At 55.9% G+C, this 25,436-nt stretch carries 30 protein-coding genes; 13 read left to right on the top strand and 17 right to left on the bottom strand.

The features are described from left to right. Nucleotides 1-34: 34 nt before the first annotated feature. Nucleotides 35-655 (bottom strand): DUF3043 domain-containing protein, encoded by a 621-nt coding sequence (locus AAFM46_RS08575; protein WP_343317415.1) that lies wholly within the window; start codon nucleotides 653-655, stop codon nucleotides 35-37. A 70-nt stretch (nucleotides 656-725) separates the two neighbouring features. On the opposite strand from AAFM46_RS08575, the gene AAFM46_RS08570 reads away from it, so the two are divergent. The 5 genes from AAFM46_RS08570 (at nucleotide 726) to AAFM46_RS08550 (ending at nucleotide 5,854) form a co-directional block, all read left to right on the top strand. Then, nucleotides 726-2,204 (top strand): dipeptidase, encoded by a 1,479-nt coding sequence (locus AAFM46_RS08570; RefSeq protein WP_343317414.1) that lies wholly within the window; start codon nucleotides 726-728, stop codon nucleotides 2,202-2,204. 77 nt (nucleotides 2,205-2,281) lie between these two features. After that, nucleotides 2,282-2,668: an iron-sulfur cluster assembly accessory protein gene (locus AAFM46_RS08565; protein WP_343317413.1), complete on the top strand. Its 387-nt coding sequence runs from the start codon at nucleotides 2,282-2,284 to the stop codon at nucleotides 2,666-2,668. Between the two features lie 183 nt (nucleotides 2,669-2,851). Beyond that, a complete protein-coding gene (gene coxB, locus AAFM46_RS08560; RefSeq protein ID WP_343317412.1) occupies nucleotides 2,852-3,733 on the top strand; it encodes a cytochrome c oxidase subunit II in 882 nt (293 codons plus the stop codon). Nucleotides 3,734-3,746: 13 nt separating this feature from the next. After that, nucleotides 3,747-5,456, top strand: a complete 1,710-nt coding sequence (gene ctaD / locus AAFM46_RS08555) for a cytochrome c oxidase subunit I (protein ID WP_283527185.1) — start codon at nucleotides 3,747-3,749, stop codon at nucleotides 5,454-5,456. Further along, a complete protein-coding gene (locus AAFM46_RS08550; protein ID WP_283527182.1) occupies nucleotides 5,453-5,854 on the top strand; it encodes a cytochrome c oxidase subunit 4 in 402 nt (133 codons plus the stop codon). Before ctaD ends, AAFM46_RS08550 begins: the two co-directional genes overlap by 4 nt. Nucleotides 5,855-6,021: 167 nt before the next feature. On the opposite strand, the gene AAFM46_RS08545 is transcribed toward AAFM46_RS08550, so the two are convergent. Next, nucleotides 6,022-6,309 (bottom strand): HPr family phosphocarrier protein, encoded by a 288-nt coding sequence (locus tag AAFM46_RS08545; protein ID WP_343317411.1) that lies wholly within the window; start codon nucleotides 6,307-6,309, stop codon nucleotides 6,022-6,024. A gap of 83 nt (nucleotides 6,310-6,392) precedes the next feature. Here AAFM46_RS08545 and AAFM46_RS08540 point away from each other — a divergent pair, with 83 nt between their 5' ends. Beyond that, nucleotides 6,393-7,172 (top strand): GntR family transcriptional regulator, encoded by a 780-nt coding sequence (locus AAFM46_RS08540; protein WP_343317410.1) that lies wholly within the window; start codon nucleotides 6,393-6,395, stop codon nucleotides 7,170-7,172. A 196-nt stretch (nucleotides 7,173-7,368) separates the two neighbouring features. On the opposite strand, the gene AAFM46_RS08535 is transcribed toward AAFM46_RS08540, so the two are convergent. The 4 genes from AAFM46_RS08535 to AAFM46_RS08520 all read right to left on the bottom strand — a co-directional run bounded on the left by AAFM46_RS08535 (nucleotide 7,369) and on the right by AAFM46_RS08520 (nucleotide 11,682). Then, a complete protein-coding gene (locus tag AAFM46_RS08535) occupies nucleotides 7,369-9,039 on the bottom strand; it encodes a cytochrome bc complex cytochrome b subunit (protein WP_343317409.1) in 1,671 nt (556 codons plus the stop codon). Nucleotides 9,040-9,041: 2 nt separating this feature from the next. Continuing rightward, entirely contained in the window at nucleotides 9,042-10,070 is a 1,029-nt protein-coding gene (locus tag AAFM46_RS08530) for a Rieske 2Fe-2S domain-containing protein (RefSeq protein ID WP_283527174.1), read from the bottom strand. 96 nt (nucleotides 10,071-10,166) lie between these two features. Then, the gene (locus tag AAFM46_RS08525) at nucleotides 10,167-10,955 is read right to left on the bottom strand and encodes a cytochrome c (protein WP_283527172.1); all 789 of its coding nucleotides are present in this window, start codon (nucleotides 10,953-10,955) and stop codon (nucleotides 10,167-10,169) included. Between the two features lie 88 nt (nucleotides 10,956-11,043). Further along, nucleotides 11,044-11,682 carry a heme-copper oxidase subunit III gene (locus AAFM46_RS08520; RefSeq protein ID WP_283527169.1) on the bottom strand — a complete coding sequence of 213 codons (639 nt, stop codon included), beginning with the start codon at nucleotides 11,680-11,682 and terminating at the stop codon, nucleotides 11,044-11,046. A 186-nt stretch (nucleotides 11,683-11,868) separates the two neighbouring features. On the opposite strand from AAFM46_RS08520, the gene trpD reads away from it, so the two are divergent. Further along, nucleotides 11,869-12,930, top strand: a complete 1,062-nt coding sequence (gene trpD / locus AAFM46_RS08515) for an anthranilate phosphoribosyltransferase (RefSeq protein WP_343317408.1) — start codon at nucleotides 11,869-11,871, stop codon at nucleotides 12,928-12,930. Here trpD and AAFM46_RS08510 read toward each other — a convergent pair. From AAFM46_RS08510 to AAFM46_RS08485, 6 genes are all read right to left on the bottom strand, one after another. Further along, nucleotides 12,927-13,691, bottom strand: coding sequence for a copper homeostasis protein CutC (locus AAFM46_RS08510; RefSeq protein ID WP_343317407.1), 765 nt, complete (start codon nucleotides 13,689-13,691; stop codon nucleotides 12,927-12,929). The genes trpD and AAFM46_RS08510 overlap by 4 nt on opposite strands. Nucleotides 13,692-13,695: 4 nt before the next feature. Next, entirely contained in the window at nucleotides 13,696-13,977 is a 282-nt protein-coding gene (locus AAFM46_RS08505) for an Lrp/AsnC ligand binding domain-containing protein (RefSeq protein ID WP_283527163.1), read from the bottom strand. A gap of 62 nt (nucleotides 13,978-14,039) precedes the next feature. Further along, the gene (locus tag AAFM46_RS08500) at nucleotides 14,040-14,447 is read right to left on the bottom strand and encodes a DUF3054 domain-containing protein (RefSeq protein ID WP_343317406.1); all 408 of its coding nucleotides are present in this window, start codon (nucleotides 14,445-14,447) and stop codon (nucleotides 14,040-14,042) included. An 85-nt stretch (nucleotides 14,448-14,532) separates the two neighbouring features. After that, nucleotides 14,533-15,429, bottom strand: coding sequence for an AAA family ATPase (locus tag AAFM46_RS08495; protein ID WP_343317405.1), 897 nt, complete (start codon nucleotides 15,427-15,429; stop codon nucleotides 14,533-14,535). Between the two features lie 145 nt (nucleotides 15,430-15,574). Beyond that, nucleotides 15,575-16,204: a hypothetical protein gene (locus AAFM46_RS08490; RefSeq protein ID WP_343317404.1), complete on the bottom strand. Its 630-nt coding sequence runs from the start codon at nucleotides 16,202-16,204 to the stop codon at nucleotides 15,575-15,577. Between the two features lie 72 nt (nucleotides 16,205-16,276). After that, nucleotides 16,277-16,750, bottom strand: coding sequence for a DUF1990 family protein (locus tag AAFM46_RS08485; protein WP_283527157.1), 474 nt, complete (start codon nucleotides 16,748-16,750; stop codon nucleotides 16,277-16,279). A 64-nt stretch (nucleotides 16,751-16,814) separates the two neighbouring features. Here AAFM46_RS08485 and AAFM46_RS08480 point away from each other — a divergent pair, with 64 nt between their 5' ends. The 3 genes from AAFM46_RS08480 to AAFM46_RS08470 all read left to right on the top strand — a co-directional run bounded on the left by AAFM46_RS08480 (nucleotide 16,815) and on the right by AAFM46_RS08470 (nucleotide 18,710). Beyond that, nucleotides 16,815-17,747 (top strand): hypothetical protein, encoded by a 933-nt coding sequence (locus tag AAFM46_RS08480; protein WP_343317403.1) that lies wholly within the window; start codon nucleotides 16,815-16,817, stop codon nucleotides 17,745-17,747. 2 nt (nucleotides 17,748-17,749) lie between these two features. Further along, a complete protein-coding gene (locus AAFM46_RS08475) occupies nucleotides 17,750-18,157 on the top strand; it encodes a GntR family transcriptional regulator (protein ID WP_283527153.1) in 408 nt (135 codons plus the stop codon). A gap of 70 nt (nucleotides 18,158-18,227) precedes the next feature. Further along, on the top strand, nucleotides 18,228-18,710 hold the full coding sequence (locus tag AAFM46_RS08470) for an SRPBCC family protein (RefSeq protein ID WP_283527151.1): 483 nt from the start codon (nucleotides 18,228-18,230) through the stop codon (nucleotides 18,708-18,710). A 465-nt stretch (nucleotides 18,711-19,175) separates the two neighbouring features. Here the strand turns inward: AAFM46_RS08470 and AAFM46_RS08465 are convergent, their stop codons facing one another. Next, nucleotides 19,176-19,847: a helix-turn-helix domain-containing protein gene (locus AAFM46_RS08465; RefSeq protein WP_343317402.1), complete on the bottom strand. Its 672-nt coding sequence runs from the start codon at nucleotides 19,845-19,847 to the stop codon at nucleotides 19,176-19,178. 52 nt (nucleotides 19,848-19,899) lie between these two features. On the opposite strand from AAFM46_RS08465, the gene AAFM46_RS08460 reads away from it, so the two are divergent. After that, nucleotides 19,900-20,550: a maleylpyruvate isomerase family mycothiol-dependent enzyme gene (locus AAFM46_RS08460; protein ID WP_343317401.1), complete on the top strand. Its 651-nt coding sequence runs from the start codon at nucleotides 19,900-19,902 to the stop codon at nucleotides 20,548-20,550. Beyond that, nucleotides 20,547-20,843 (top strand): DUF1905 domain-containing protein, encoded by a 297-nt coding sequence (locus tag AAFM46_RS08455; RefSeq protein WP_343317400.1) that lies wholly within the window; start codon nucleotides 20,547-20,549, stop codon nucleotides 20,841-20,843. The genes AAFM46_RS08460 and AAFM46_RS08455 overlap by 4 nt, the downstream gene beginning before the upstream one ends. Before the next feature lie 616 nt (nucleotides 20,844-21,459). On the opposite strand, the gene AAFM46_RS08450 is transcribed toward AAFM46_RS08455, so the two are convergent. Together AAFM46_RS08450 and AAFM46_RS08445 are read right to left on the bottom strand one after the other, a co-directional pair. Further along, complete coding sequence (locus AAFM46_RS08450; RefSeq protein ID WP_343317399.1) at nucleotides 21,460-22,050, bottom strand: GNAT family N-acetyltransferase; 591 nt, start codon at nucleotides 22,048-22,050, stop codon at nucleotides 21,460-21,462. Between the two features lie 130 nt (nucleotides 22,051-22,180). Next, nucleotides 22,181-23,209: a S66 peptidase family protein gene (locus AAFM46_RS08445; RefSeq protein WP_343317398.1), complete on the bottom strand. Its 1,029-nt coding sequence runs from the start codon at nucleotides 23,207-23,209 to the stop codon at nucleotides 22,181-22,183. A gap of 366 nt (nucleotides 23,210-23,575) precedes the next feature. On the opposite strand from AAFM46_RS08445, the gene AAFM46_RS08440 reads away from it, so the two are divergent. After that, entirely contained in the window at nucleotides 23,576-24,007 is a 432-nt protein-coding gene (locus AAFM46_RS08440; RefSeq protein WP_283527138.1) for a hypothetical protein, read from the top strand. 140 nt (nucleotides 24,008-24,147) lie between these two features. Here the strand turns inward: AAFM46_RS08440 and AAFM46_RS08435 are convergent, their stop codons facing one another. Then, on the bottom strand, nucleotides 24,148-24,690 hold the full coding sequence (locus AAFM46_RS08435) for a GNAT family protein (RefSeq protein WP_343317397.1): 543 nt from the start codon (nucleotides 24,688-24,690) through the stop codon (nucleotides 24,148-24,150). A gap of 47 nt (nucleotides 24,691-24,737) precedes the next feature. Next, on the bottom strand, nucleotides 24,738-25,277 hold the full coding sequence (locus AAFM46_RS08430) for a putative immunity protein (RefSeq protein ID WP_343317396.1): 540 nt from the start codon (nucleotides 25,275-25,277) through the stop codon (nucleotides 24,738-24,740). Nucleotides 25,278-25,436: the final 159 nt, after the last annotated feature.

The following is a 25,436-nucleotide window of genomic DNA, read 5'->3' as shown; positions in this document are numbered from 1 at the left end:
GGGTTCTCTGAGGCAGGCATCACTGAGCTGGAGCTCAGGTGGGCCATTCACCACGGCTGACAAGGGGCTTGGGCAAACGCAACCGGCGGAACTGCATGGAGCGCATAGCTCCATACCAAATAACACCGGAGTCAACAGAACCAAATTTTGCCGCCATTAAGCGTTTGAGCTTGCGCGACATCAGCAACACGTCCACGGCAACAAAAGCCACCATGGCCCAGAAGATACCAAACACAATCAGCTGCGAATTATTGGAGCTGCCGTCGGCGTTGCGCACAGGAATGAGCACTGTCAACAACACGATTGCCAGGGCAGCAAACATCACAAATTCTCCCAGACTGAACCTGGCGTCAACGTAGTCACGGGCATATCGCTTCTGTGGACCCTTGTCACGGGCAGGCAGGAATCGCTCTTCACCGGTGTCAAGGGCGCGGCGCATCCGTGCTTGTTCCACGCGTCGGGCATCACGAGCGGCAACCTTGGCCGCAGCGCGGTCGTTGGGCACCAAAGGCCGTTTGCGTGCCTCTTCCTGGGCCTTCCGGGAGGGCGTGGGCACGCCCTTGGCCGTCTGCGGGTCCTTGGACCGAGCAAACTGATCGGGGGAGGCAGGCGTTATCTGCTGGGCAGGGGCTTGATCTTTCTTACGTCCAAACACCCATAAAGGATACCCCGAACCAACTGCTGAGCTTGACCGCAAGGACTTCGCCGACTGTAGTCTTTGCAATATGAGACCTCACCAACCGGTAGCCAATACTCCTGGCGCCAATCTTGCAAATCTTACAGCCCACTTGCCAACCACCGCGCTGCGTCAAAGCGTGGCAGAGAACTTCTCTAAAACGGTGGCAGAACTTGTTCAACTTGTTGCTATCCCCGGCATCGCGTGGGATGCCTTCGACGCCGCCCAGCTTGAGCGCAGCTCAGAAGCCGTTGCCGCACTGATTCGTTCCACCGGACTTGATGACGTGCAGATCCTTCGTGTGGCCAAGGACGACGGCGGACAGGGCGGTCCCGCCATTGTCGCCAGGAAAGCCGCGGCGCCGGGTATGCCAACAGTTGTGTTGTACGCCCACCACGATGTGCAACCTCCCGGTGACAGCGAGCTATGGAACAGCGAACCATTTACGGCAGTGGAACGCGATGGTCGCCTCTATGGTCGTGGGGCAGCAGATGACAAGGCCGGCATCATGGCCCATGTTGCCGCGTTCCGGGCCATCACCGAAACTCTTGGGGACACGTTCGGGATCGGTGTGACGTTCTTTATTGAAGGTGAGGAGGAAGCCGGCTCACCCACTTTCGCCACCTTCCTAGAAACGCACCGGGAGCTCCTCGCCGGAGACGTGATTGTTGTTGCTGACTCGGCCAACTGGCAGGTGGGCGTCCCCGCTCTCACCACCAGCCTGCGTGGCTTGGTCGATGGCACAGTGGAAGTCCGGGTGACAAGTCATGCCGTGCACTCCGGCATGTTCGGGGGCCCGATCCTGGACGCACCGACTCTTATGGCGCGGCTCATTTCAACCTTTCACGATGATCAGGGCTCCGTTGCCATCAAGGGTCTCCATCACGGGGAAGCCGCAGCGGTGGACTATGAAGAAGAAGCGTTCCGGGCTGATGCCGGCGTGCTGGACGGCGTCAAATTAGCCGGAATGGGAAGCATCACCTCCCGTCTCTGGACCCAGCCGGCCCTGTCAGTGATTGGTATGGACATTCCATCCGTGGAGATGAGCTCAAATACTTTGCTGGCCTCAACCCGGGCCAAGATTAGCCTGCGCCTGGCACCTGGCCAGGATCCGGCGTCGGCCATGGAGGCCTTGGAAAAGCATGTTGTGGCCCATGCACCCTTTGGCGCGCAGGTCAGCTTCACTGCAGGTGAAGCCGGGCAGGCGTTCGCCACTGACACCCACGCTCCGGCGGCCCAGGCCGCCCTATGGGCGCTAGGGGAGTCTTGGGGTGTTTCCGCGGTGGAAACAGGGATGGGCGGATCCATTCCGTTCATTGCTGACTTGAAGGCAACCTACCCCCATGCACAGATCCTGGTCACAGGCGTGGAGGATCCGGATTCGCGCGCCCACAGCGCCAACGAGTCTTTGCACTTGGGAGATTTTGAAAAAGCCATTGTGGCGCAGACGCTCCTGCTGGCGGCCATCAATGCCGGCGCATTGGGGCAACCAGAGAAATCAGGGGAGCCCGGGGAACAGAAGGCGTAGGGCTATGGTTGACATAAGTTAGCGCCCCTGCCGGGCTCGACGTAGCATGTAGTTGTACCCTCACGTAAGGAAATGCCATGACAGCAAATGTCCACGAAGAAACCTCATCTGCCGCTATTGCAGATGTCGAACTGCCCACCCACGGTGTGCTCATCAGCGATGTTGCTGCCGGTAAGGTGCGCAGCCTGCTTGAACAAGAAGGCCGCACGGACCTTCGTTTGCGCGTCGCGGTGCAGCCTGGCGGTTGTTCAGGGCTGATCTACCAGCTCTACTTTGACGAGCGCATGCTTGACGGGGATGCTGTGCGCAATTTTGAAGGCGTCGAAGTTGTCATTGACAAGATGAGCGTGCCGTACTTGGAGGGCGCAAGCATTGACTTTGAAGACACTATTTCAAAGCAGGGTTTCACCATTGATAACCCCAACGCCGGCGGCTCTTGCGCCTGCGGTGATTCATTCCACTAAGCCATGATTTCTACTCGATGTAGAGCCTGTCGGAAAAAATTCCCGAAGGACATCCGACGCACGGAGAGTTTGGTGCGCTTTTTGCCTGCCATAGCGGTAAGCTCTACATCGAGTAGTAAAACCCATTTAGCTCGGGCTGCATTAAATCGCTGCCGAGCACAGTAAGAAGAGGAAGGGCCGTCTGTGAGTTCGCAGGACCGAACCGGCAGCCGACGCGCAAAAGTCATCTCCCTATCAGGGGTGGCAATTGCCGGAGCGTTAGCTTTGTCAGGATGTACGGCAGAGAATAAGAACGGCTGGATGCCATCCGAGCGTGATACCACCAATCACACAGCTGGGATCATTGATCTATGGGTAAACACCTGGATCACAGTCTTGATCATTGGTCTCATTACATGGGGACTGATCATCTGGTGCATCATTGCCTACCGTCGTCGCAAGGGTGCCACTGGTTTCCCGCGTCAGACCAGTTACAACCTCCCGCTGGAGGTCTTTTATGTGTTGGTGCCGCTGTTCATGGTGCTGGTTTTCTTCCACTTCACGGATGTGGAGTCGCAGTCAATTGACGCCCGTGACGACAACCCGGATGTCACCATCGATGTTCGCGCCAAGCAGTGGTCGTGGGACTTCAACTACTTAGCCGGCAACGACGTCAAGGACTCTGTTTACTCCGTCGGAGTGCAGGCTGAACTTGACGGGAAGCCGTTCGATAAGTCGACATTGCCCACGCTGTATTTACCGGTGAACCGTTCCGTTGAACTTCAGCTGAACGCCCGCGACGTTATTCACTCCTTCTGGGTTCCAGCATTCTTGAACAAGAAGGATATACTCCCGGGCAAGACAAACTACATGACCCTTACGCCCACGGCGCTGGGTACGTATGACGGCAAATGTGCCGAGCTGTGCGGGGAATACCACTCGGAAATGCTGTTCAACGTCAAGGTGGTCACGCAGGCTGAATTTGATGCGCATCTGAACGAACTGAAGTCAAAGGGCCAGACAGGCGAACTGACCGAGAAGTATGACCGTAATCCCAATGCCGCCAACACTGCGAATCAGAAGTAGGGGGGAGAGGAAAGTGTCTACGCTCGAGTACTCGGCAGCTGAAGTGACTTCGGCTGCACCTAGAGTTGTTCCCGTATCCAAGGGACGCATTGTCGTCAACTGGATCACGTCAACCGACCACAAAACGATTGGGTACATGTACCTGATTGCATCATTTATTTTCTTCTGCCTTGGTGGCGTCATGGCGCTGATCATCCGTGCAGAGCTCTTCGAGCCTGGGATGCAGATCCTGCAAACCAAAGATCAGTACAACCAGTTGTTCACCATGCACGGCACCATCATGCTGTTGATGTTTGCTACGCCTCTGTTCGCCGGCTTTGCCAACGTCATCATGCCCTTGCAAATTGGTGCACCTGACGTGGCATTCCCGCGTTTGAACGCTCTGGCCTTCTGGTTCTTCCTCTTTGGTAGCACCATTGCAGTGACAGGGTTCCTCACCCCCCAGGGTGCAGCGGCCTTCGGCTGGTTTGCCTACGCCCCGTTGTCCAACACAACTTTCAGTCCCGGCGTGGGCGGAGATTTGTGGGTGTTCGGTCTGGCGCTATCCGGCTTCGGAACCATTTTGGGTTCGGTAAACTTCATCACCACCATCATCTGCTTGCGAGCACCCGGAATGACGATGTGGCGTATGCCCATCTTCACCTGGAACACCTTGATCACAGGTATTTTGGTTCTCATGGCGTTCCCGCCGTTGGCGGCAGCATTGTTCGCGTTGGGTGCGGACAGGCGATTCGGGGCACATATATTTGATGCCGAATTTGGTGGTGCGATGCTTTGGCAGCACCTATTCTGGTTCTTCGGGCACCCTGAGGTCTACATTATTGCGCTGCCGTTCTTCGGAATTGTCTCGGAGATTTTCCCCGTTTTTAGCCGTAAGCCGATCTTTGGTTACAAGGGTCTTGTGTTTGCCACGATTTCAATTGCTGCACTGTCAGTGACCGTGTGGGCCCACCACATGTACGCCACAGGACAAGTTGCTCTGCCGTTCTTCTCGTTCATGACAATGCTCATCGCCGTTCCAACGGGAGTAAAATTCTTCAACTGGATTGGCACCATGTGGCGAGGGTCGTTGACGTTTGAGACGCCTATGCTGTGGAGTCTGGGCTTCATTGTGACATTCCTCTTTGGTGGACTGACGGGTATTATCCTGGCCTCTCCGCCACTTGACTTCCACGTCACGGACACCTACTTCGTGGTTGCTCACTTCCACTACGTAGTGTTTGGCACAGTAGTGTTCGCAATGTTTGCCGGATTCTACTTCTGGTGGCCCAAGTTCACTGGCAAGATGCTTAACGAGCGCCTCGGCAAGATCCACTTCTGGCTCTTGTTCCTGGGCTTCCACGGCACTTTCCTGATCCAGCACTGGTTGGGTGTTCTTGGTATGCCCCGTCGTTACGCTGACTACATGATCGAAGACAACTTCACGTGGATGAACCAATTCTCCACCATCGCCTCGTTCGTCTTGGGTGCCTCAATGATTCCTTGGTTCTGGAACGTGTACATCACCTGGCGCAGCGGCAAGAAGGTTGAAGTTGACGACCCTTGGGGCTTCGGAGCTTCACTGGAGTGGGCAACATCCTGCCCGCCACCGCGCCACAACTTCACCTCACTGCCCCGTATCCGCTCGGAACGCCCGGCACTGGATCTCCACCATCCCGAGCTTGCCCCGCATTATGTGCCGGCACAGCCCGTACGAACTGTCTCGAAAGGGGACCTCAAATGAAGGTTGAAGCCTGGCTCTTTCTCCTCTTAGGCGTTTTCTTTATACCCGTAGGGATTGTTTACGGCCTGATGGTCCAATGGATGGAACCAGTTGGCTTCCTTGCTATTTTCCTCATGTCGGCACTGTGCCTGATGATCGGCGTCTACGTCTATTACACGGGGAACCGCGTTGGTCTGCGTCCGGAAGACCGTTCCGACGCCGAAGTTCATGAAGGCTCCGGGGAACAGGGCCACTTCAGCCCCTGGAGCTGGTGGCCGCTGGTGCTTGCACTTGCAGCCGCCTCCGGTTTCCTGGGTCTGGCAGTTGGCTGGTGGGTGTTCTTGTTCGGTGCCGGCCTGGCGGTCATCGCACTGGTTGGTTGGGTCTACGAGTACAGTCGCGGAGACCACGCGCACTAAGAAGTTGCGCCGAGTAGTAACTGAGAAGTAAAAGGGACTGTTTGCACCCACGTGGTGCAAACAGTCCCTTTTGTTGTTTCATGGTGTTTAGGGTTTAGGAGTGCAGAAAACCAGGTGATTGGTACTGGGCATGTTGTCCCCGGGAACTTATACCAGCTTCAGTGCCGCTATAGAGGGTCCGTGAGGTCCGTTCGGAGCAGCTGCGCCAAATGATCCACGGCTGTCTTTACAGACTCCATGTCAGCCCCGCAGTCGCCAACACCAATCTCTACTTCCACGCCGTGGGCGAAATTCGCGCTCATTACTTCAAGGAGCGAGCGTCCATCCACGCCAGCCATGCCTTCTTGGGACAGGGTTATGGGCAAGCCGGTCCTATTAACCGCTCGAACAAATACTGCGGCGGGACGGGCATGCAAGCCAATGCTCGCCGCCACAGTGGCTTTCCGGGTGTACATGCGTTTACTACTCCTTGTTGAAAGATGTTTCTGTATTGAGAGTAGTCGTGTTTTAGGCTGATACTTGTAAACAGAGGAGTTTCATGGGCTATTCGGTGCCGTCGGCGAAGGACATCTCGGGCGCGTTGGACAGAGATTCAAAGGTTTCCGTTCACATCCAGTTGCGAGACTTGCTGCGCAACTACATTGTGAACCACAGTAAGGCGGGGCGGCAATTGCCTTCGGAGCGGGACCTAGCCACCCATTTCGGTGTGGCTCGTATGACGCTCCGTCATGCCGTTCAGGCTCTCGTTGAGGAAGAGTTACTTGAGCGCGTGGTTGGTTTGGGCACCTTCGTTGCCAGAACCAAACTGGAGGTGACACTGAAATTGACGTCATATTCAGAAGAGATGGCTCGACGTGGCATGCGCCCGTCTGCCAGAACCTTGGCGTTCGAACAAATACCAGCCACAGCTCGTTTGGCCCGTGAACTCCAACTTGATGAAGGGCAAGGCGTGATTCGTCTGCGCAGACTTTTGCTTGCCGACGAGGAGCCCATGAGCGTGGATGAGAACTTCATCCCAGCATGGCGCGTGCCAGGGATATTGGACGCTGGCCCGCCATCCTCCCTCTATAACATTTTGGGGGAGCGGTATGGGCTTGTTATTGAATGGGGTGAGGACACTATCGAGGCAAATGCTGCCACGCCCTCAATTGCGCGCTTACTACAGGTGGACATAGGCGCACCCGTGCTGCGCACCGAACGTCACGCCTTTGTATCGCGTTCCACAGTGGATTACTCTGTGTCTTTCTACCGCGCAGATCGTTACAAGCTGCGTGTGCCCCTACAACGCCCCGGCGTACGTGCACGCCGTATCTATTAGCCAGAGTATTTTGAGTAAGCTGGCGCCCACTTGCAGCTCCACTGTGAGCTCGCTGCAAGCGTGATCGGGTATCATCTCCTTGTGTCTTGGGCTCAAAGCAGTGATCTAGGGGACCAACAAGTAAGTTAATCTGAACAAAAAAGCCGTGCTGCTCTTGCCCCGAAGGGAAGTGCAGCACGGCTTCTCGTGGGGGCCTTTAGTGCGTGATCGCCTTGTCGTCTTCACTGGCGTCAATAGCCTCGTGATCGTGACCGGCAGCAAGCTCCGAAGGTGATGCAGTAGCAACACGGTCTTCGAAGAAGAAGCTGCTGAGCTTACTGCGTAGCCGTTCCTTCTTGGTGACAATCCCGTTTTCGTTCGGGATGCCTGCCTCGGGAACAGGAGACTCGTGGGCAACAAGCTTGTAACGCTTGTAGTCATCGAGCTGTGCATGGATTTCCTGGAACTCACCATGGGGCAAGCGGACAATACGTCCGGTTTCACGACCGTGTAGAGCGATTTCTCGGTCCTTACGTTGCAAGGCGAGGGACACTCGCTTGCTGACGATGAAACCAAGGATCGGGCCTAGGAAGAATAATGCACGCATCCAGTAAAGGACGTCGTTGAGGGACACTTCAAAGTGTGTGGCGATCAAGTCGGAGCTTGCAGCGGCCCACATGACGCAGTAGAAGATGAACCCTGCAACACCAATGGCGGTCCGTGTCGGCGCATTGCGTGGGCGGTCAAGCACGTGGTGCTCGCGATTGTCGCGGGTTACCCAACGCTCAATCCAGGGGTAAGCAAACATCAGTGTAAAGATGATGCCGGCAGGTACAAGTGCGGGTATGAGAACGTTCATCGAGAGCGTGTTCACGCCCCACGGGAACGGAATATTCCACTCAAGCGGGATGTTGAATAGCCAGCCTGGCATGAGTCGCAGGGCGCCATCAACAAATCCGATGTACCAGTCAGGTTGGGTACCTGCTGAAACGGGGGAGGGGTCGTAGGGGCCGTAGTTCCAGACCGGGTTGATCTGGAAGAACGCGGAGATGAGAGCGATGATGCCAAAGACAATGAAGAAGAATCCGCCGGCCTTAGCTGCATATACCGGGCCCAGTGGGTAACCAACCACATTGCGGTCGTTGCGACCCGGGCCAGGGTACTGCGTGTGCTTGTGGATAACTACCATAAACAGGTGAATGGCGATCATCAGCAGGATCATGGCGGGCACCAGCATGATGTGCATCATGTACAAGCGACCGATGATCATGGTTCCAGGGAATTCTCCGCCAAAGAGGAAGAACGAGATGTACGTTCCAACAATGGGAATGGATTTGGTAACACCATCAATAATGCGCAATCCGTTGCCGGAGAGCAGATCATCAGGTAGTGAGTAGCCGGTGAAGCCTGCCGCCATGGACAAGATCAGCAGCACGCTGCCAACAACCCAGTTCAGTTCACGAGGTTTGCGGAAAGCACCGGTAAAGAAAACTCGCAGCATGTGCACGGACACTGCAGCAACGAATAATAGTGCCGACCAGTGGTGGACCTGGCGCATGAACAGGCCGCCACGAACCTCAAAGGACAGGCGCAGAGTTGAATCGTAGGCCACTGACATTTCCACACCATTGAGCGGGACATAGGGGCCGCTGTAATGGGTCTCCGCCATGGAGGGATCGTAGAAGAACGTCAGAAAGGTGCCCGAGAGCAGCAGGATGACGAACGTGTAGAGGGCGACTTCGCCAAACATGAATGACCAGTGGTCGGGGAAGACCTTGCGTCCGAACTCTCGGAGTATTCCTGATCCGCCAACACGCTCATCAACAAAGTTGGTGATCCGTCCTGCGGGTGTTTTGGCTTCGAAAGGTGTTTGCGTTGCAGTAGTCATTATTAGCCACGCTCCCAAAAGCTCGGTCCAACAGGTTCATGGAAGTCGCTCTGGGCGACAAGGTAGCCGTCTGCGTCAATGGCAATGGGCAGCTGAGGCAGCGGACGGACAGCGGGTCCAAAGATGACCTTGCACTCCTGTGTCAAGTCGAAGGTGGACTGGTGGCAGGGGCACAGCAAGTGGTGCGTTTGCTGCTCGTAGAGTGCAACGGGGCAGCCAACGTGGGTACAGATCTTGGAGTAGGCAACGATGCCGTTGTAGCCCCAGTCCTCGCGCCCTTCGGAGGGGTGAAGGTCTTCGGGGTTTAGGCGCATCAACAACACCACGGCCTTAGCCTTGGCGGCGATCTTGCCCTCAGTGAGTGAGTTCAGGGACTCCGGGATCACGTGGAAAGCCGAACCGATGGTCACATCTGAGGCCTTGATCGGTGTTCCGTCAGGATCGCGGGCTAGACGCTCGCCAGCTTTCCAGAGCGAGTGGCGCAGTGCATTTCCTGGCAACGGACCAAGGTCGCGGAAAATGGCGATTGCCGGAAGAGGAGCCAAGGCCACAGCACCGATGAGGGTGTTGCGAATCAAGGGTCGACGCTTGATGCCTGTCTCTTCGACAATATCGTCGATGATTTGGACGGCAGCCAGGCGGTCCTCTTCGGAACGCAACTCGTGGCGATCTTCGGCCACTTCGTGGTCCGGCATGAGGGCGCGGGCCCAGTGCACAATGCCAGTTCCAATACCCAGCATGGCAAATGCTACGCCAAGGCCCAGGAAGGTGTTTTGGAGCCGCAAGGTGGCAAACGTGTCATCAAGGCGTACGCCGAAGTAACCAACCATGAACAGCAGCGTGCCGACGATGGATATGACAAAGAGCCACGCCACCTGGCGTTCGGCCCGTTTTGCCGCCTTGGGATTCGTATCAGCTAGTCGCAATCTGTGTGGAGGCAGTCCCGGATCTTGGAACTTGTCCACCTCTTGCTGACCAGCCTTAGCTACGGCGTCCGAGCTTGTCGGCGAGCCGTCACTATGGTTGCCCATAATCCCCTCATCCTTCTCTTATCCCGGTACGTTCCCGGGGTCGTAATGTAAGTTTCTCGCGGCTGCCAGTGCAGCCAGTATCTGTAGCTTCTTGTACTAGGAAGTACGTGAGGTCAACCAGATGGTGAAGCCGATGATGACACCCAATACAGCAGTCCAAAGGAACAAGCCCTCGGATACTGGTCCTAGTGAGCCGAGCTTGGCGCCGCCAGGTGAGCCCTGGTTCTCAATGGTGTTCAAGAACGTGATGATGTCGCGTTTGCCCTCAGGGCTGATGTTGGCGTCGTTGAACACCGGCATGTTCTGCGGCCCGGTCACCATGGCACTGTACATGTGGCTGCTGGTTACACCGTCCAGTGGCGGTGCAAACTTGCCACGAGTCAATGCTCCACCGGCTGCAGCAGCGTTGTGGCACATGGCGCAGTTAACTCGGAAGAGTTCGCCACCCACAGCTGCGTCGCCGCCGCCGTCGATGTACTGCTCCTCCGGCAGAGCCGGTCCGTCGCCCAACGTGGCAACGTAGGCGGCCAATTCACGGGTTTGTTCAGTGGTGAATTGCTGCGGTTTCTGACGCGCCTGGGGCCCTTGCATCTGCATGGGCATGCGCCCAGTGCCGACCTGGAAGTCGACGGCTGCAGCGCCAACTCCGGCCAGGGACGGTCCAGCGTCCGTGCCGCTGGCGCCTAGGCCGTGACAGGTGGCGCAGTTGGCGACGAAGAGCTTCTCGCCTTCGTCCACCTGCTGCGCTGTAAAAGTGGTGGTATCGGCCTTGGCCTCATTCACGGTTGTGACAACGGCGTATAACCCACCTGTCAGCATGAGCCCAAGCACCAGCAGCGCTAGTGCTGCCAGCGGATGACGTCGCTTCTGCGAGAGTGCCTTCACTTGGTGGTTCCTTTGATCTGTATCCAGCAGCCCCGGGTGAGGGCCGCAAATGCTAATTCTTACGTGTAGAAGTGAGCTGTTTGTCAGCTTACTTGAGGACGTAGATGACCAAGAAGAGGCCAATCCACACGACATCCACAAAGTGCCAGTAGTAAGAAGTCACGATTGCGCTGGTGGCTTCGAAGTGTCCAAACTTTTTGGCCGCGTAGGCGCGTCCAATAATGAGGAGGAATGCAATAAGCCCACCGAGAACGTGCAGGCCGTGGAAGCCGGTCGTAATGTAGAAGGCGGAGCCATAGGGGTTTGAGTTCAGTGTCACGTACTCGGAGGTCAGCATGGCGTATTCGGTCGTCTGACCGGCCACGAAGATGGCTCCAAGAACGAAGGTCAACAGGAACCACTCCGTCATTCCCCATTGGGAGAATTGGAAGCGGCGTCCCGTGCGGCGAGGCCGAAGGTTCTCCGCAGTAAACACACCCATCTGGCAGCTAAATGAGCTAGAAACCAGGATCAGAGTGTTCACAAGGGCGAACGGGAAGTTCAGCTTCGCCGTTTCTTCTGCCCACATCCCACCAGTGGTGGAACGCAGCGTGAAGTACATGGCAAAAAGGCCGGCGAAGAACATCAGCTCACTGGCCAACCAAACTACGGTTCCTACAGAAACCATGTTCGGTCGATTCAGTGTCGGATGCGCCGGATTACTGGGGGCATGGGTCACAGTTGTCACATAGACATTATGTCTATAAAACCCCAGAGTTCCCAATGCAAAACTCCGAGTCACGGATCTTTTTCTACAAACTTGCGAAATTCCGGGGAATTCACAGGTTAATCACAGTTGCCCATGCACAACATGTTCGCTGTGTCAATGGTCACAATCTGTGCGTTGGGTCCACTTTCGTCTAACATCTTGAGAGTGAATCCTCTCCAAAACGCATCCCCAAGCACCCCCACGTGGCCAAATCTGATCGCTGCCCTGATTGGCGGGGAGGACCTTAGCCAGGATGACACCCAGTGGGCTATGAACACGATCATGGCCGGAAATGCTACGGATGTTCAGATTGCCGGCTTCCTTGTTGCCCTGCGGTCCAAGGGCGAGACTGTTGCCGAGGTGACTGGACTGGTCGAGGCAATGCTTGCCAACGCCCGTCCGCTGCACGTTGTTGGCGACGCCTTAGACATTGTGGGCACTGGAGGGGACAGACTCAATACTGTGAACATCTCCACCATGGCAGCGCTCGTCTGTGCCGGGGCAGGTGCCACTGTGATCAAACACGGAAACAGGGCATCTTCCTCCGCCGCCGGTTCCGCTGACGTACTAGAAAAATTAGGTGTTCGCCTGGATCTGTCCTTGGAAAAAGTAGCCCTCGCTGCCACCGAAGTGGGCATCACCTTTTGTTTCGCGAACTTCTTCCACCCGTCCATGCGATACGCGGCCGTAGCGCGCAAAGAGATTGGGGTCCCCACGGCGTTTAACTTCCTTGGGCCGCTGACAAACCCGGCTCGCGTTGTAGCTTCCGCAATTGGTGTCGCAGACGCCCGGATGGCCCCACTCATGGCTGGCGTGTTGGCGGCGAGGAACATCCGCGCCCTGGTTTTCAGGGGCAGCGACGGACTAGATGAACTGACGACCACGGGAACCTCCAGTATTTGGGAGGTGCGGAACAACGAAATCACGCAAAGCAGTTTCGATCCGCTGGATCTAGGCATAGCCCGGGCAACCATAGAGGACCTGCGCGGGAAGAATGCCGAATTTAATGCTGAAGTGGTACAACGCATTCTGGATGGAGAACGCTCACCGATCCGTGATGCCGTGGTGCTCAATGCTGCTGCCGGGCTCGTCGCTTATGAGCGGTCAAGTTCTGGACCACTGCTTGAACGGATGAAATTTGCCGCAGCCCGCGCCGAGGCAGCGATCGACGGCGGTGCCGCAGCCAACGTGCTGAAGTCTTGGGTTGCGCTGAGCACCGAAAGCTAGGCCGGCGTTAGTGTTTCTTGAGATTCTTGAGTTTTCTGCACAGCCTGCACGGCTTGCTTGACTAGTCCGGCGTCTGTGCTGAAGTAGCTGTGGTCCTGCGCGAGTGCTGACGCTGTCATGGGTGCTGGTGGGAGTTGGCAGATGTTGCGTTTGGCGGAGAGATGCACGTCGCGCAAGCCTGCCGCATGGAAGGTGGCAATATCAGCGATATCGACTCCGCCACCGGCCATCACCGTGAGTCTGCCAGCGGCCGCTTCATGCATGGCAATTAGTTGATGGAGACCCTCGCCGGCCCGTCCAGCGCCGCCCGAGCTCAGTATGCGTTGCACGCCAAGGTCGGCTAGACGCGGAACTGCTGCCACGGCATCGGCGAAAGTTAAGTGATCCACCGCCCGGTGGAAGGTGATGTGCAGGCCCTCAGCAGCTGCAACAAGGGTTTCCACTGCCGCGTAATCTATGCCACCAACTGGTGTCAACGCTCCAATCACGACCCCGGCTGCGCCCCCGCTATGGACTTCTTTGATCTCCGCAGCCATCAGAGCAACTGCCGCTTCGTCGTAAACGTAGTCGCCGGGACGGGGACGGATCAGAGCGTGAATAGGTAGCCTGGGCTCAGCATCGTGGACGCTTTTTAATAAGCCTTGTGATGGAGTAAGTCCACCGAGCTGGAGGGCACAGCACAACTCAATGCGAGCGGCCCCAAGCGTGGCCGCCAGTGTGGCGCCGGGGACATCCTGGACAGCAATTTCTAGTTGCATCATGGATTTAGTTGTTGAAGCCGAGAGAAAACGCGGCATCCAAATCGTGTTGGGAGTATGCGCGAAAAGAGATTTGTGTGGTGGTGGAGACAACTGACTTAACTTTGGAAAGTCTATCTGCAATGACGTCAGCTAAGTCTTCGTGTTTCTCCACGCGGGCAATAGCAATCAGATCCCACTCCCCGGTCACCGAATAAACTTCGCTGATGCCGTTGAGTTCGGAGATTTCCTGAGCTGATTCGGGGATCCGCGTTGCATCAGTTTTGATCAGGACAAAAGCTGTGATCACAGGTGGGTTCCTTGTCATGGAGTGTGATGGTTGGGAGACAATTTGCTCATCTCGATGGTATCTCAAGCGGGAGTTGCATCACTGCCCTGATGACGGCGCGTGAAGAAAGTTGCAAGGAAACGGTGCCCCAGCAAGAAGACCCCAAGAGTGATCGTGGCGACCGCAACGAAGGGAAGTTCTGCTGTTGATCCGGAGATCAGGCGTAGGGCCATGCCACCGGCAACGGTGATCAACCACAGGCAGACTCCCTGAGGAAGAATTCGTAGCGGGTGTTTCCAGCTCTGGCATACAAGCCAGCCCAGAGCAAGAGAGGCCAGGAATGGCCAAGCCGTCGCTAGGACACCCACCACCGTCAAGGCCTCATGATGAGAACTGCGTCCCGCAAGAGCGAAAAGAAGAACCAGCACGAAGTCTGCGGCGGCGGTAGAGATGAGCGTTTTGGTGCCGAAGGCGGCTTTCGTTTGATTCACACATGGGAGTTTAGCGGGATTCTCTTGGAGGTGCTTTCTCAAGGAGGGCGGAACTGGCTCTGTGCCTGCGCCTGTTGAGCAAGAGTTAGAGGTATTTGAGGAATCGGTGCGGGGCGTCCATGAATGAGCGCCAGTTTTTCACCAAGTCCAGATCGTCCCAGCTGTTTGGACGCAGGCCCCAAGGCCCCACCTCATAAATATCGGCACCCGGCAGGGAAGCCAACAGCGGGGAGTGGGTGGAGAGAATAACTTGGGAATCGCCGTCGTCCATTAATTTCTGGAGCACGCTGAGCAGGGAGAGGCAGCCGGAAAATGACAGTGCCGATTCGGGCTCATCAAGTATCCACAGCCCGCCTCCGCGGAACCTGCTAACAATCAACTCCAAGAACGATTCGCCGTGGGAAAGACTGTGAAAATCGGTGTCTGGAAGCCCGGTGGAGGGGTTCTCCTCAAGGTAAGTAAAGAACGAGTGCATAGTCTCCGCACGCAGAAAGTACCCGTACTTACTGGCACCAGCATTGCGCGTCACCTTCAAGAAAGAATGCAGATCAGACTCCGTAGGCCGACTGTGATGCCTGGCATGGGTGGATCCGCCCTCCGGATTGACCCCGCACGCCATGGCGATCGCCTCAACCAAGGTTGATTTACCAGACCCGTTCTCCCCAACAAAAACCGTTGCCCGACCCAATACGAGCCCGTCGCGAAGGAGTTGTTGAACAGAAGGAAGAGTTGCCGGCCACGCATCCGGATCAGGCACATTGAAATCGTTTATACCAACATGGCGCAGGGGAGTCTGAGAGAACATCATGACGGTGTCTGGCGCGCGCCAGCTCGTGTCTGTGTCATGATGCCATCCTATCGGCGGGATGATCAAGGGCAAGGCAAGGGTTGCTTCAGGACTGTTCGGACGTGGCCAGGACGTAAAGTGGCGGGCCTTGCATTTCGATGTTCCCCGGCGCATGAGGAACCGAATTGGTTCCATGGATGCGCCTTACCGATGTGTTGGCGAGCAGGCCTCAGTTCCGTTTCATTACCTCAGTAACGTGTACCTTTTCGCAGGAGACTCCAAGGGGGTGCTCATATTCGTGTAGGTTGACTTTGCCACCCGTTTGAGTCGCTTCTCCACACTATCTATAGGCCGGTTGGGGTGCAGCAGGATCAGCAGAGACAATATCGAGGCGCTTGTCAGCCTTTAGCGCGGCAATGGCTTGTCCACTTGCCCCGATGCCGGCCCAGTGCGGGTCTACGTCATTGGCCACACACCAAGAGCGGTCCGCCGGCCAGATGAACGCAGGGTCCGGAATCCACAGTTGGCTCGGGGCTCGATCGCAGGCGGCGATTCGCCACTCGGTGTTGCCGGTCTCTGTAGTTTCTGTAGTTTCTGTAGGGTTCCCATGGTAAAGAAAATATGAGCGTTCTGGGACATCAAACCTCGCGCCAGGCATGATGAACCCGTAGCCATCCCAAAAACAGAAATAAAGTTCATCTGGTGTGCTGGTGTGGCGTTGGAGTACCTCAACTGCAGCCATTAGTTGAGCGGTCTGGGACAAATTCTCGGTGTTGGGCGGTGCATCAGTTTCGCTTTGCGCTGGGTTGGTGGGGTCCACGAGGAAACGCAGCCTTGCGTACTCAGGGAATCCATCCGGACCAAACCCGACCAACTGCTGCCATGGCAGCGTGGAATCGATAAGCCATGCTGCGGCTCCAATGCCGGCTCCACTATCGATTCCAGTGCTGCTGCAGGGCCTGATGCCCATCCTGTGCTCCTAGTCTGTTGCACGGCTGAGAGTCTGTTGTAAGGGAGTCTGTTGTAAGGCTGAGAAGGGGAATCAGCGAAGGGCACGCAAGTATCGTCGGCGAACTATCCGCTGAATGATCAAAAGCAGCGGGTACAGCATCCGCCACGGTTGCGCAGGTGACGGCCCGGTTAGGGAGCGAACGCTTAGGCTCACTTCTTCCCCGTGACGATGCACAATAAAAGCTTCCTCGCCGCTCACTGGGTGGCCAGGCAGCGTTTTATAGGCAAAGCCCACCCTGTCTTTTTCCTGAACCACGGAAACAACTTGAACCGGCTCAACCACACTGATGCCAAACATTCGCGCGGTCACATTCACGTTCTCGCCGGGAACCACCGGCCCGGAACTATCTACTGTGAACCCACTGGCGGTTTTGACTTTCCAGTAGAGCACGTCATGACTGGCGCGCTCCCATGAAGCTACGCCGTTACCAACGACGGCGCTCACTTCAGATTGACGATATGTGCCCTCATGTGTCGAGAATTCATGCTGGGCCGGGTTTGTCATATTCCTCATCCTTGCATGAAAGATTGTAATGATACATTGATACAGATAGCAATGAGGGGGCATTATGTTTTTGGAGTCATCGGTTGACCGCTTCGCCGTAGGATTCGCCGTGCTTGTCGCCGTGGCGGCGTTTATATTTGTTCACAGCAGCAGATACCAGCACAAGCAGGTGTTTATGTTCTGGCAACAGGTCGGGCTGCCCATGGGTACGGATCAGATTCAAGAATCTCTTCGCGTCCGGCTAAGGCGGAGCCACAAGGCATCGTTCTATGGAGGACTGACCGGTGGATTGGTTGCCGCTTGGCAACTCGTTATGACTCCCAATGCATCTCTCTCATTTTCGTTTGTCATGTTGACTGTTTTTCCTGCCGTCCTGATCGGAGCGACGCTCTTTGATGTTGCCGCCATGATGAAGGATGCTGTTGCTGCTCCACGTAGAGATGTCCCGCGGTTGGCCCGGGCCCAAGCAGTGAGCGTCACCGATTACATCAGTTCTTGGCGATTCTGGTCTGCGCCAGCTATAACTCTTTTGGCTGTTGTTCTGGGAGTGGCAGGCTTGGTAATGGGGACAGTGGGTGTGATTGATTTAGGTAATCTGCTTCAGGGTGCGGCTCTTCCCTTTCTGTTTATAGCGGTCATTGTCCAAGTTGCCTGCTGGACAGCTCTACGAAAAATTATGCAGAAAGCCCAAACGGTATCGAGCACCCTTGAGCTTGCATGGGACGATGCTGTTCGGGCCCACACAGTCCTGAAGGTGGGGATGCTGGCAACAGTCATGGCTTGGTTGGCTTTGTCTGCCATGGGCTTGGCAGTGCTAGAGGGCATGGGTGTCGCAACTCCGGGATCAACGGCACTGATTATTGCCCAAACAACTCCCATGTTGGGCTGTTCCGGGATCTTCATGGTTTTTCGCTACGGCAGTTCTTTCAACTACTTTCGTCATCACCTGTGGCCGGAAATTGGGGCCACGAAAGTTGTCCTTGGCCAAGGTGCATAACCATGCTCTTTGTTGATCCCCGCTCGCCAGTGCCCCCTTTTGAGCAAATTCGGGTTCAAGTCCTGGACCTCATCCAGAGTGGCGATTTGCAGCCCGGAACCAGGCTGCCGACTGTTAGAAGACTGGCCTCCGATCTAGCCCTCGCGCCGAACACCGTGGCACGTGCCTATCGTGAACTTGAACTCAACGGTGCCCTCGAATCCCGAGGCAGGCATGGAACGTTCGTTTCAGTTCATGACGACCCTCTTCAACGACAAGCGCAGAAAGCAGCAGAAGAGTACGTTCATCACATTCGGTCACTAGGTCTTGATGGGGGAGACGCCATGGCATTTCTCCACGAGGTACTCAAGGACAAAATGATTGGAAGTTCCGGCGCTGCCGCCCCGCCAACCCATTCTGCGCTGCCGTAGTAACGGGACCACTGCAGCGTAAACCCCCGGCGCCCTAGTTTTTATTCAGAGACTGCGCAATGCTTAGTGTATGGCTGATACCGAGAAAAAACTTACCGTTGACCGAGTGATTGATGCTCCAGCAAAGGAAGTCTTTGCTGTCTTGAGTCTTCCGGCTAACCATGCCGAACTGGATGGATCGGGGATGGTGCGTTCCGATGAGAAAACTGACCGGATCACCGCCGTCGGGCAGGTCTTCACCATGAACATGTATCTCGAGAAGCTCGGTGGCGAGTATCAGACCGAGAACCACGTGGTTGGATACGACGTCAATAAGCTACTTGCGTGGAAAACCGCAGATGCAGGTAAGGAGCCTGCTGGATGGGAATGGGTGTGGGAGTTGGAGGTACAGTCGCCAACTTCAACCAAAGTGTTGCTGACTTACGACTGGAGCGCCGTCACAGATAAAGAGGTACTTGGACGCGTTACTTTCCCACTAGTCCAGTCGCATGAGCTGGAAGGAACGCTAAGCAAGCTGGCAGAGATGGTTGCTGGGACGCACCCAACGAACTGATCGTTGATGCAGGCGCAGCACGCCACCGGTCTTCCCGCCGCCGTCTTCCCGCCGCCTGTCCGTAGGCGTGGCACTGCTTGGTGCTGGGTGTAGTGGGCACAGTGTCGGCCTCCACGCGGGGGAGTGTGATCGAGCGATTTGCCTCAAGCTCTCCGTGTTCCCGAATCTACCGAAGCGTTCTCTGCCGTGAAATTTCCGTTCGGGCTGGAGAGTGGGACGCTTACAGACATCGCAACAGAAAACTGACTTTATTGTGTCGTAAGGAGTCACAGGAGAGGATTCCTGTGACACGTTGGATTTCGTTTTCCTCTCCGGGGCAGATTCTTGGCGTGTTTGAGTATGGGTCGACCTTGAGGAAATTTTACATCAGACCATAGGTGGAACGTCTATGGGGTCAGTCATGGCACCCAACCTGAGTATGGTCTCGGGCTCGAGTTCTGTCGCTTGTTATGGGAAGTAGTGAGCTTATAGCTTTGTGGCGTCAACTAACATTTGGACCGCGACTTGATTACCGACGACCGCGATATCATCTTCGCTTTCAATAGATGCCCCTGCGATGATGACTGCTTTCCACGCCCTAGTGGTGCTGCTGATTGTCGCATCGACAGAGTCAACGGTGGGCGCCTTTGTGATCGTGGATTCTGTGGTTGTCATAGTGGCCACGTAGTCCACGGTCTCCTGCCCAGATACGCGCGAGTCACTTAGTTTCAGCGAAATTCTGCGCTCTGGTGTGCCTTCAGGCAGTGGGCGTGCGTGCGCGCGCATTACTAGGACAAGGGTGTCAGGTCCCATATCGGCTTCGAACGGCAGGCGTGGAGATTTGACAGCCCATAAGGACAACGCGGTGTTGACGGCTTCCAGGCCGAGGCCCCACTCTGTGAGTCCGTAGACCATCACTTTGGCCGGTGCTGAAAGTTGGTTGCGCACCACGATGCCAGTTTCTTCGAGGTCCTGCAATCGGCGTGTGAGGACGGCTGGACCGATTCCCGGGATGTTGCGTTGGAGGTCGAGAAAGCGTTTGGGGCCTAGTAGCAACTCCCGCACCACGATGAGCGCCCACCGTTCCCCGATCAAGTCGAGCGCATGCGCCGACGCGCATCCGTCGTTGTAGGAACTATACGATCTTCGCTCAACCATGATTCCATTCTACTACTTGTAAAGAAGTAAGCACTACTGCAACAATAGTTACATGACGAACTTGTCCAATTCTGAAATCTGGGCTGCTGTACATTTCGAACGGCAGGCGCTGATCGAGGACCTTTCAAGACTTGAACCTGACAAGTGGCGCACTCCTTCATCGTGTCCCGGCTGGGACGTCCACGATGTTCTGGCTCACCTCGTGGATTCGGCCAAGACGACCCGCCTGGGATTTGTGCGTCGCATGGTGGCTGCTGGTTTCGACTTCGACCGAGATAACGCCGTCGGGATCACTCGGGAGAAAGCAGCCAATTCGGACGACACGCTGAACGCGTTTCAGGAAGTATGCAGCCACACCGCCACACCACCGGCGGCATTGGCCACTCGACTGGTGGAGGTATTCATACACGGTGAGGATATTCGCCGTCCTCTCAAGATCCGGCGCAACTACCCGCCCGCATATGTCTCCCGCGCGCTTGCCTACCAGGTGAAGACCAGTGTCAAGATGGGCGGCGGCAAGGAGGAGGCTCACGGGCTGCGCTTGATCGCTACCGATACATCTTTCGAGCACGGCGACGGCCCAGAGGTACACGGCCCCGCAATTGTCCTTTTACTTGCCGTGTCAGGCAGACCCGTCGAGGCCGAGGAACTCACCGGACCCGGAGCCCGCAACTTTGTGACGACACCAAGCGAGGAATCATGACGACCACACCCGACCATCCCGAACAGAAACTCGAAGCCATATTCACGGCCACCGTCATTGCTGACTCCAAAAGCGGTTGGCCCTGCATCCAGATGCCCAACTCCGCCGAATTCTTCGGCACCGGCAAAGCAGTCAAGATTGGTGGCACCGTCGACGGCTACCCCTACGAAGCCACCATGTTGCCCGTGGGTGGCGGTACTCACATGATGCCGCTGCGGGCGGCGTTCCGGAAGCTCCTCGCGAAGGGCATGGGCGACGAAGTCACCGTGCACCTGACAGGCCGGTTCTCGTAAACAATCCCGAACCAACCCAGCCGCGGAACCGTGCCTACCAAGAACCATTAGAGAGATTGGTGTGACACTGCCGGAGCATGTTTCACTGCGGAACCGCCAGTGGTACAGCCACTCATCCGTGAATGGTGGAGCAATTCGCTAGTGCGATCACAGTCTGGTGCGTCTTCGAATAGAGTTCGATAATCATGCGAGTTTCGCATACGTTGGAGAGTGCACCGTGAATCGCATAATTCCTTGGTTCGCCCTTGGTTGCTCGATCATCGGAGAACTGCCGACAGCGAGTCATCTTCAATCATCGGAGACTAAATGAAACCTTTGCCCATCGGTTTAACCCTCACTGTCGTGGTCATCTTCGCGGGTTTGATTATTTCGAACTCACTCGAGAATCAAGGAGTGGCGTTGCTAGCTGCCGTCCTCGGTGTTCTGATCATTATCATGTCGATACTGATACAAAAAAGACAGAACCGCACTTCACGGAACCGAAACTAAGTCCCCGCCGACACCGCAGCAGAACTCACACATCGAAAGCAGCTGCGGTTGTCCATGATGGCTGCAAGGACTATTGAAATTCTTCCAATCAGCGATTTCGCGTCCGTATGCGGAATGTTGAGTGGGATTAACGTGATTCGTCGTTTTCCAAGTCAGTTATTGTCTCGGCTCTTACGCTGGCGTGTTCATCGCGCAAAATGGAATAGAGCATAGAGTCCCCGCGAACTCCTCGCACCAATCGGTGGGAACGAAGCCGCCCCTCTAGGGTGAACCCGCTCTTTTCTAGAACTCGAATTGAACCGATGTTGCCAGGATGGCAGGTGGCGCTGATTCGCTCCAGTTTGAGCGTATCGAACCCAAATTTAAGTAGCTGGACCGTAGTTTCGGTGGCATAGCCGTTTCCCCAGTAGGAGCGGTGGAAGGTGTATCCAAGCTCTCCGTTGTGATCGTATGGATTGGTAGTCCAAATGGCCACAGAGCCAATGGTCTTACCCTCTAAAACAGCAGCAAGTGAAAACGCTGATCGGCCCTCTTCCAGGTGCGCACGGGCCGCATCCTTAACAAAGGAAATTGTTTGCTCTAAAGTATTCGGTCCCCATGTTGACCAGCGAGTAACCTCAGGATCTGAGGTGAACTCGTGCACAGCCGGGATGTCCTCCGCCGTGAAGTCACGGAAACTCAGCCTAGGGCCATGTGGGTAGGCCTTTGAAAGACTCATCGTTCACCTGTCAAGTCGATTGTTGAGTTTCAATCCTAATCTTCTGGCCGACCCGCCTGTTGGACTTGGTCAAGGCCTGGTTGATCCGCTTCCGCACCTATGAGTGGTGGCTTGAAGTCGATTCCTAGGATCAGGCCAAAGTCTGTTCTAGGTATTGGTCTTTTTCGTTGAATACAAGGTGGCCTTGGGCTCCGTTGACGATTGGGAGTTGTGGCGGGACATGGCCGCATTCCACATTGCCGATGATGGGTATGCCGAGCGTTCCCAGGGCGTCGAGGGCCGCCTCTGCCTGGGTGAGCGTCGCAGAGTCAGGGGCGCCGGTGCGTCCCACGAGAATGGCTTCGGCACCGTCGAAGAAGCCGGCTAAGCGCATACCGTGGAGGTGGCGGCAAATCGTGGTTGCATCAACACCGGAAGCTTCTATATAGACGATCAAGGAGCCAGAGTGGTATTTGCGCAACGCTTCGGAATTCAGGTAGGGGGTACCGGCAAGGTTGACCATGGTCTCTATGCATCCGCCGATTAGACGGCCTGTAACGCTTACCTCGTCCTGGCCGGTGTCGAGCCGTTCCCAAGCTCCGGTGCCGTTCCATGTATTTTCAGTTAATTCGGGCTGGTTTTCCCAATCGTCCCAGTCATTGACACGATAAACGCCCGGTGATGCTTGCTTGAAACTTGAGCCAGTAGGCAGTGAAGCGATATCTATCCATGACATCAATGATTCCGGGACACGATATGGCGTGTCCAGGAGGTTGCTCCCATGGAGCGTTGCCATACCTGTTCGGAGAGTGATTGGGGTGAGTAACGTTGAAATATCGGAGTACCCCACGAACCAGGTTGGTTCTGCGGAAGTGAGTGCATCGAAATCAAGGTGAGGAATAAGGTCAATGGCGGTTGCCCCTCCCCACGGAGGCACAATGGCTTTGATAGTGGGGTCCAAAATCATCCTCATTAGCTCACGGGCTCGTTGTTGAGCGGGTGCGCTGATGTGAGTGGAACCGTCCATACAGTCGCCCACAACCACCGCGAAACCACGGTCACGCAATTGCTGTACCGCAAAATTCAAGCGCCGCGTAAGCGATCTTGGCACACCAGTCGAGGGGGAAGTAACGCCTATTACATCCCCGGCTACTAGCGGAGTAGGGTATCGAATCTCCATGAATTCATACTTGCATGCATAAGTCATTAGCTAATAAGTCTTCGCGAACGTGACGGTACCGCCCCTAGGATTCAGCAGCCAGCAAATTGTGGGCACCGATTACCCTTGCGGGGGTCGAAGTCGGCGTAAAAAGTTACAGCACCGTCCTGCAAGGGGTATGTCCGGATAAGAGTTTCGGCCCGTGCCGCAAGCCGGTCGGATACCGGCCTGTGGATTCAGGCGCACGCGGGAGCCAGAAAGTCGTGCCATGGCAGTTCCAGAGGGGAACGGTCACCGGGACGCGCTCTTGAGCGTCGTCGTGTTCGATTCATTGGTTCACTGGACACGGTTGCTGTAGCGTCTAGTGAAATCGACATGGGGGATCACATGAAACGTGCGTCATTTTCGCTAGTTGCTGCTGCGGGTATTGCAGTTCTTCTGCTGAGTGGTTGTTCTGGTCAACCAGAAATCAAAGCACTCAACCGTGATGCTACGCCGGCAGATGCTTTGCCCGCATTTGTTACGGTCCCAGAGCCAGTCAATGGTGAAACCGCGCGGCTACTGGCAACCCGTGATGGGGTCCGCTATTTCGTTGCGGAAAGCGATGATTCTAAGACTGCTTGCCTCGCCGTAGTTCCACCTGGTGAGCCCCCGAATTGGTTTGTGGGATGTGGCCCGAATACCGGTACTGGTCAGATTGTCGAGTCTGCTGGAGCAGGCGTGTCATCGGCAAGACTCCTGGCGGATGGTTCGGATACGGCAAAGCTAGAACCTGGATGGACCAAGGTTACGGAAAACATTCTCGTCTTAGATCCGTAAGAGCCCATCAGCCTCGGCAACCTCTTCGGCTAACTAATTTCGTCGTGCGCTTCCTTGCTCCAAACACGTGCGGCACTGCCACGACAATGTGGCCAGCTACTACCTACAACCATATGCGGAACGGTTTGCGGGACGAAATTCTAGATAGCTAAGTCTTCCCAGTCGAAACGGGTCACGTCCCCGGTTACCCAGTCTTGGCGCAAGATCGAGTAGGCGATGGAAGCGACATGTCCGCCGTCGTTGGTCGGCCATCCCATCCGGTAGTGCGCCTCCTTGAGGAAACCTGCGCGAAGGAAGGTCTTGCGCATGGCGATGTTGTCTTCTCGTGTTTGTCCCTCGAAGCGGAGCGTGTTCGGCATCGTTTTGAAAACCATGTCGCAGAGAGAACGCAGCACTTCCAGGCCGACACCTTTACCTCGTTGGGCCTCGTCCAGGCGCAGGTCGAAGAGGGGGGAATCTTCTTCTTGCAAGTCTTCCAGGGCGACCATGCCGATACGATGTTCGTCCATCACTATCCAATAGCCCTGGGTGTCATCGTTCCAAAAACGCCCATTCTCAATCTTCGTCCGTATGTTCGCAGCTTGCGGGGTCGCATGAACATGGAAGGGGAAACTGTTTGATATCAGGAAGCTGACGATATCTTCCGTGTCGGCCGGCGTCATTGGAACGAAGGTGATGGGCATAATTCGACCCTAGCAGCACCATTGGAGGCTTCCCATAAGCCGAACCCTCAACGGGATTCGCGTAGCTTGGAGTCCAAGGTACTCATGAGGTGAGTGACGCGGTTCTGTCCCGTTGGTGCGATTGGATACCGGCGGAGAACATCGATCAGGACTGGCGTGGCATGGTTCTTGGCTCGCTCAATGAAGACGTCACCAACCTCGGGATTGTCGCCTGCAACCAACTCAGCTATGCGCGCCGCACTTGCAAGCCCGCGCAGGATATGACCCACCTGAGTCGCTTTCGCAATTGGGTGCAGGTACGCAGCGGCTGCGGCGTCGCCCGCAGTGCGTGCGGCCAGTTGTACTGATTCGTTGGTCGCATCTTTTGCAGCACGGTGGGCGTCTACAGCTGTGACACGCTGTAGGTTGGTCCTTCTTGCGCCGTCGACAAACTCCCAAGCAGCGTCGACGGCAGCGCGCGGCCGAGGATCGTTTGGATTGGCAGCCTCAAACACAGGAAGCACTTGCTGTGCAGCCTCCGCTACATAGCGTGCCACGACTCGCAACTCGTCCATGGTCAACTCAAAATCGCCGGTTCCCATTGTCATGATCCAATTTTCTCTTTGCCGTGGCGTGCCCGTAAGTGGAACCCTCGGCGGGACGCCGTAGGCAGTTGATCTGGGCCTTTCGATTATTTGATTGAGTCTTCCCAAACATAAATAAGTGCCGTGGATCCTTCCGGGTACAGGGGCTGCTCCATACAAGAG

Origin of the sequence: Arthrobacter sp. TMP15 (assembly GCF_039529835.1) — a bacterium.
Lineage (GTDB): Bacteria > Actinomycetota > Actinomycetes > Actinomycetales > Micrococcaceae > Specibacter.
This window is presented reverse-complemented; position numbering and strand designations above follow the sequence as displayed.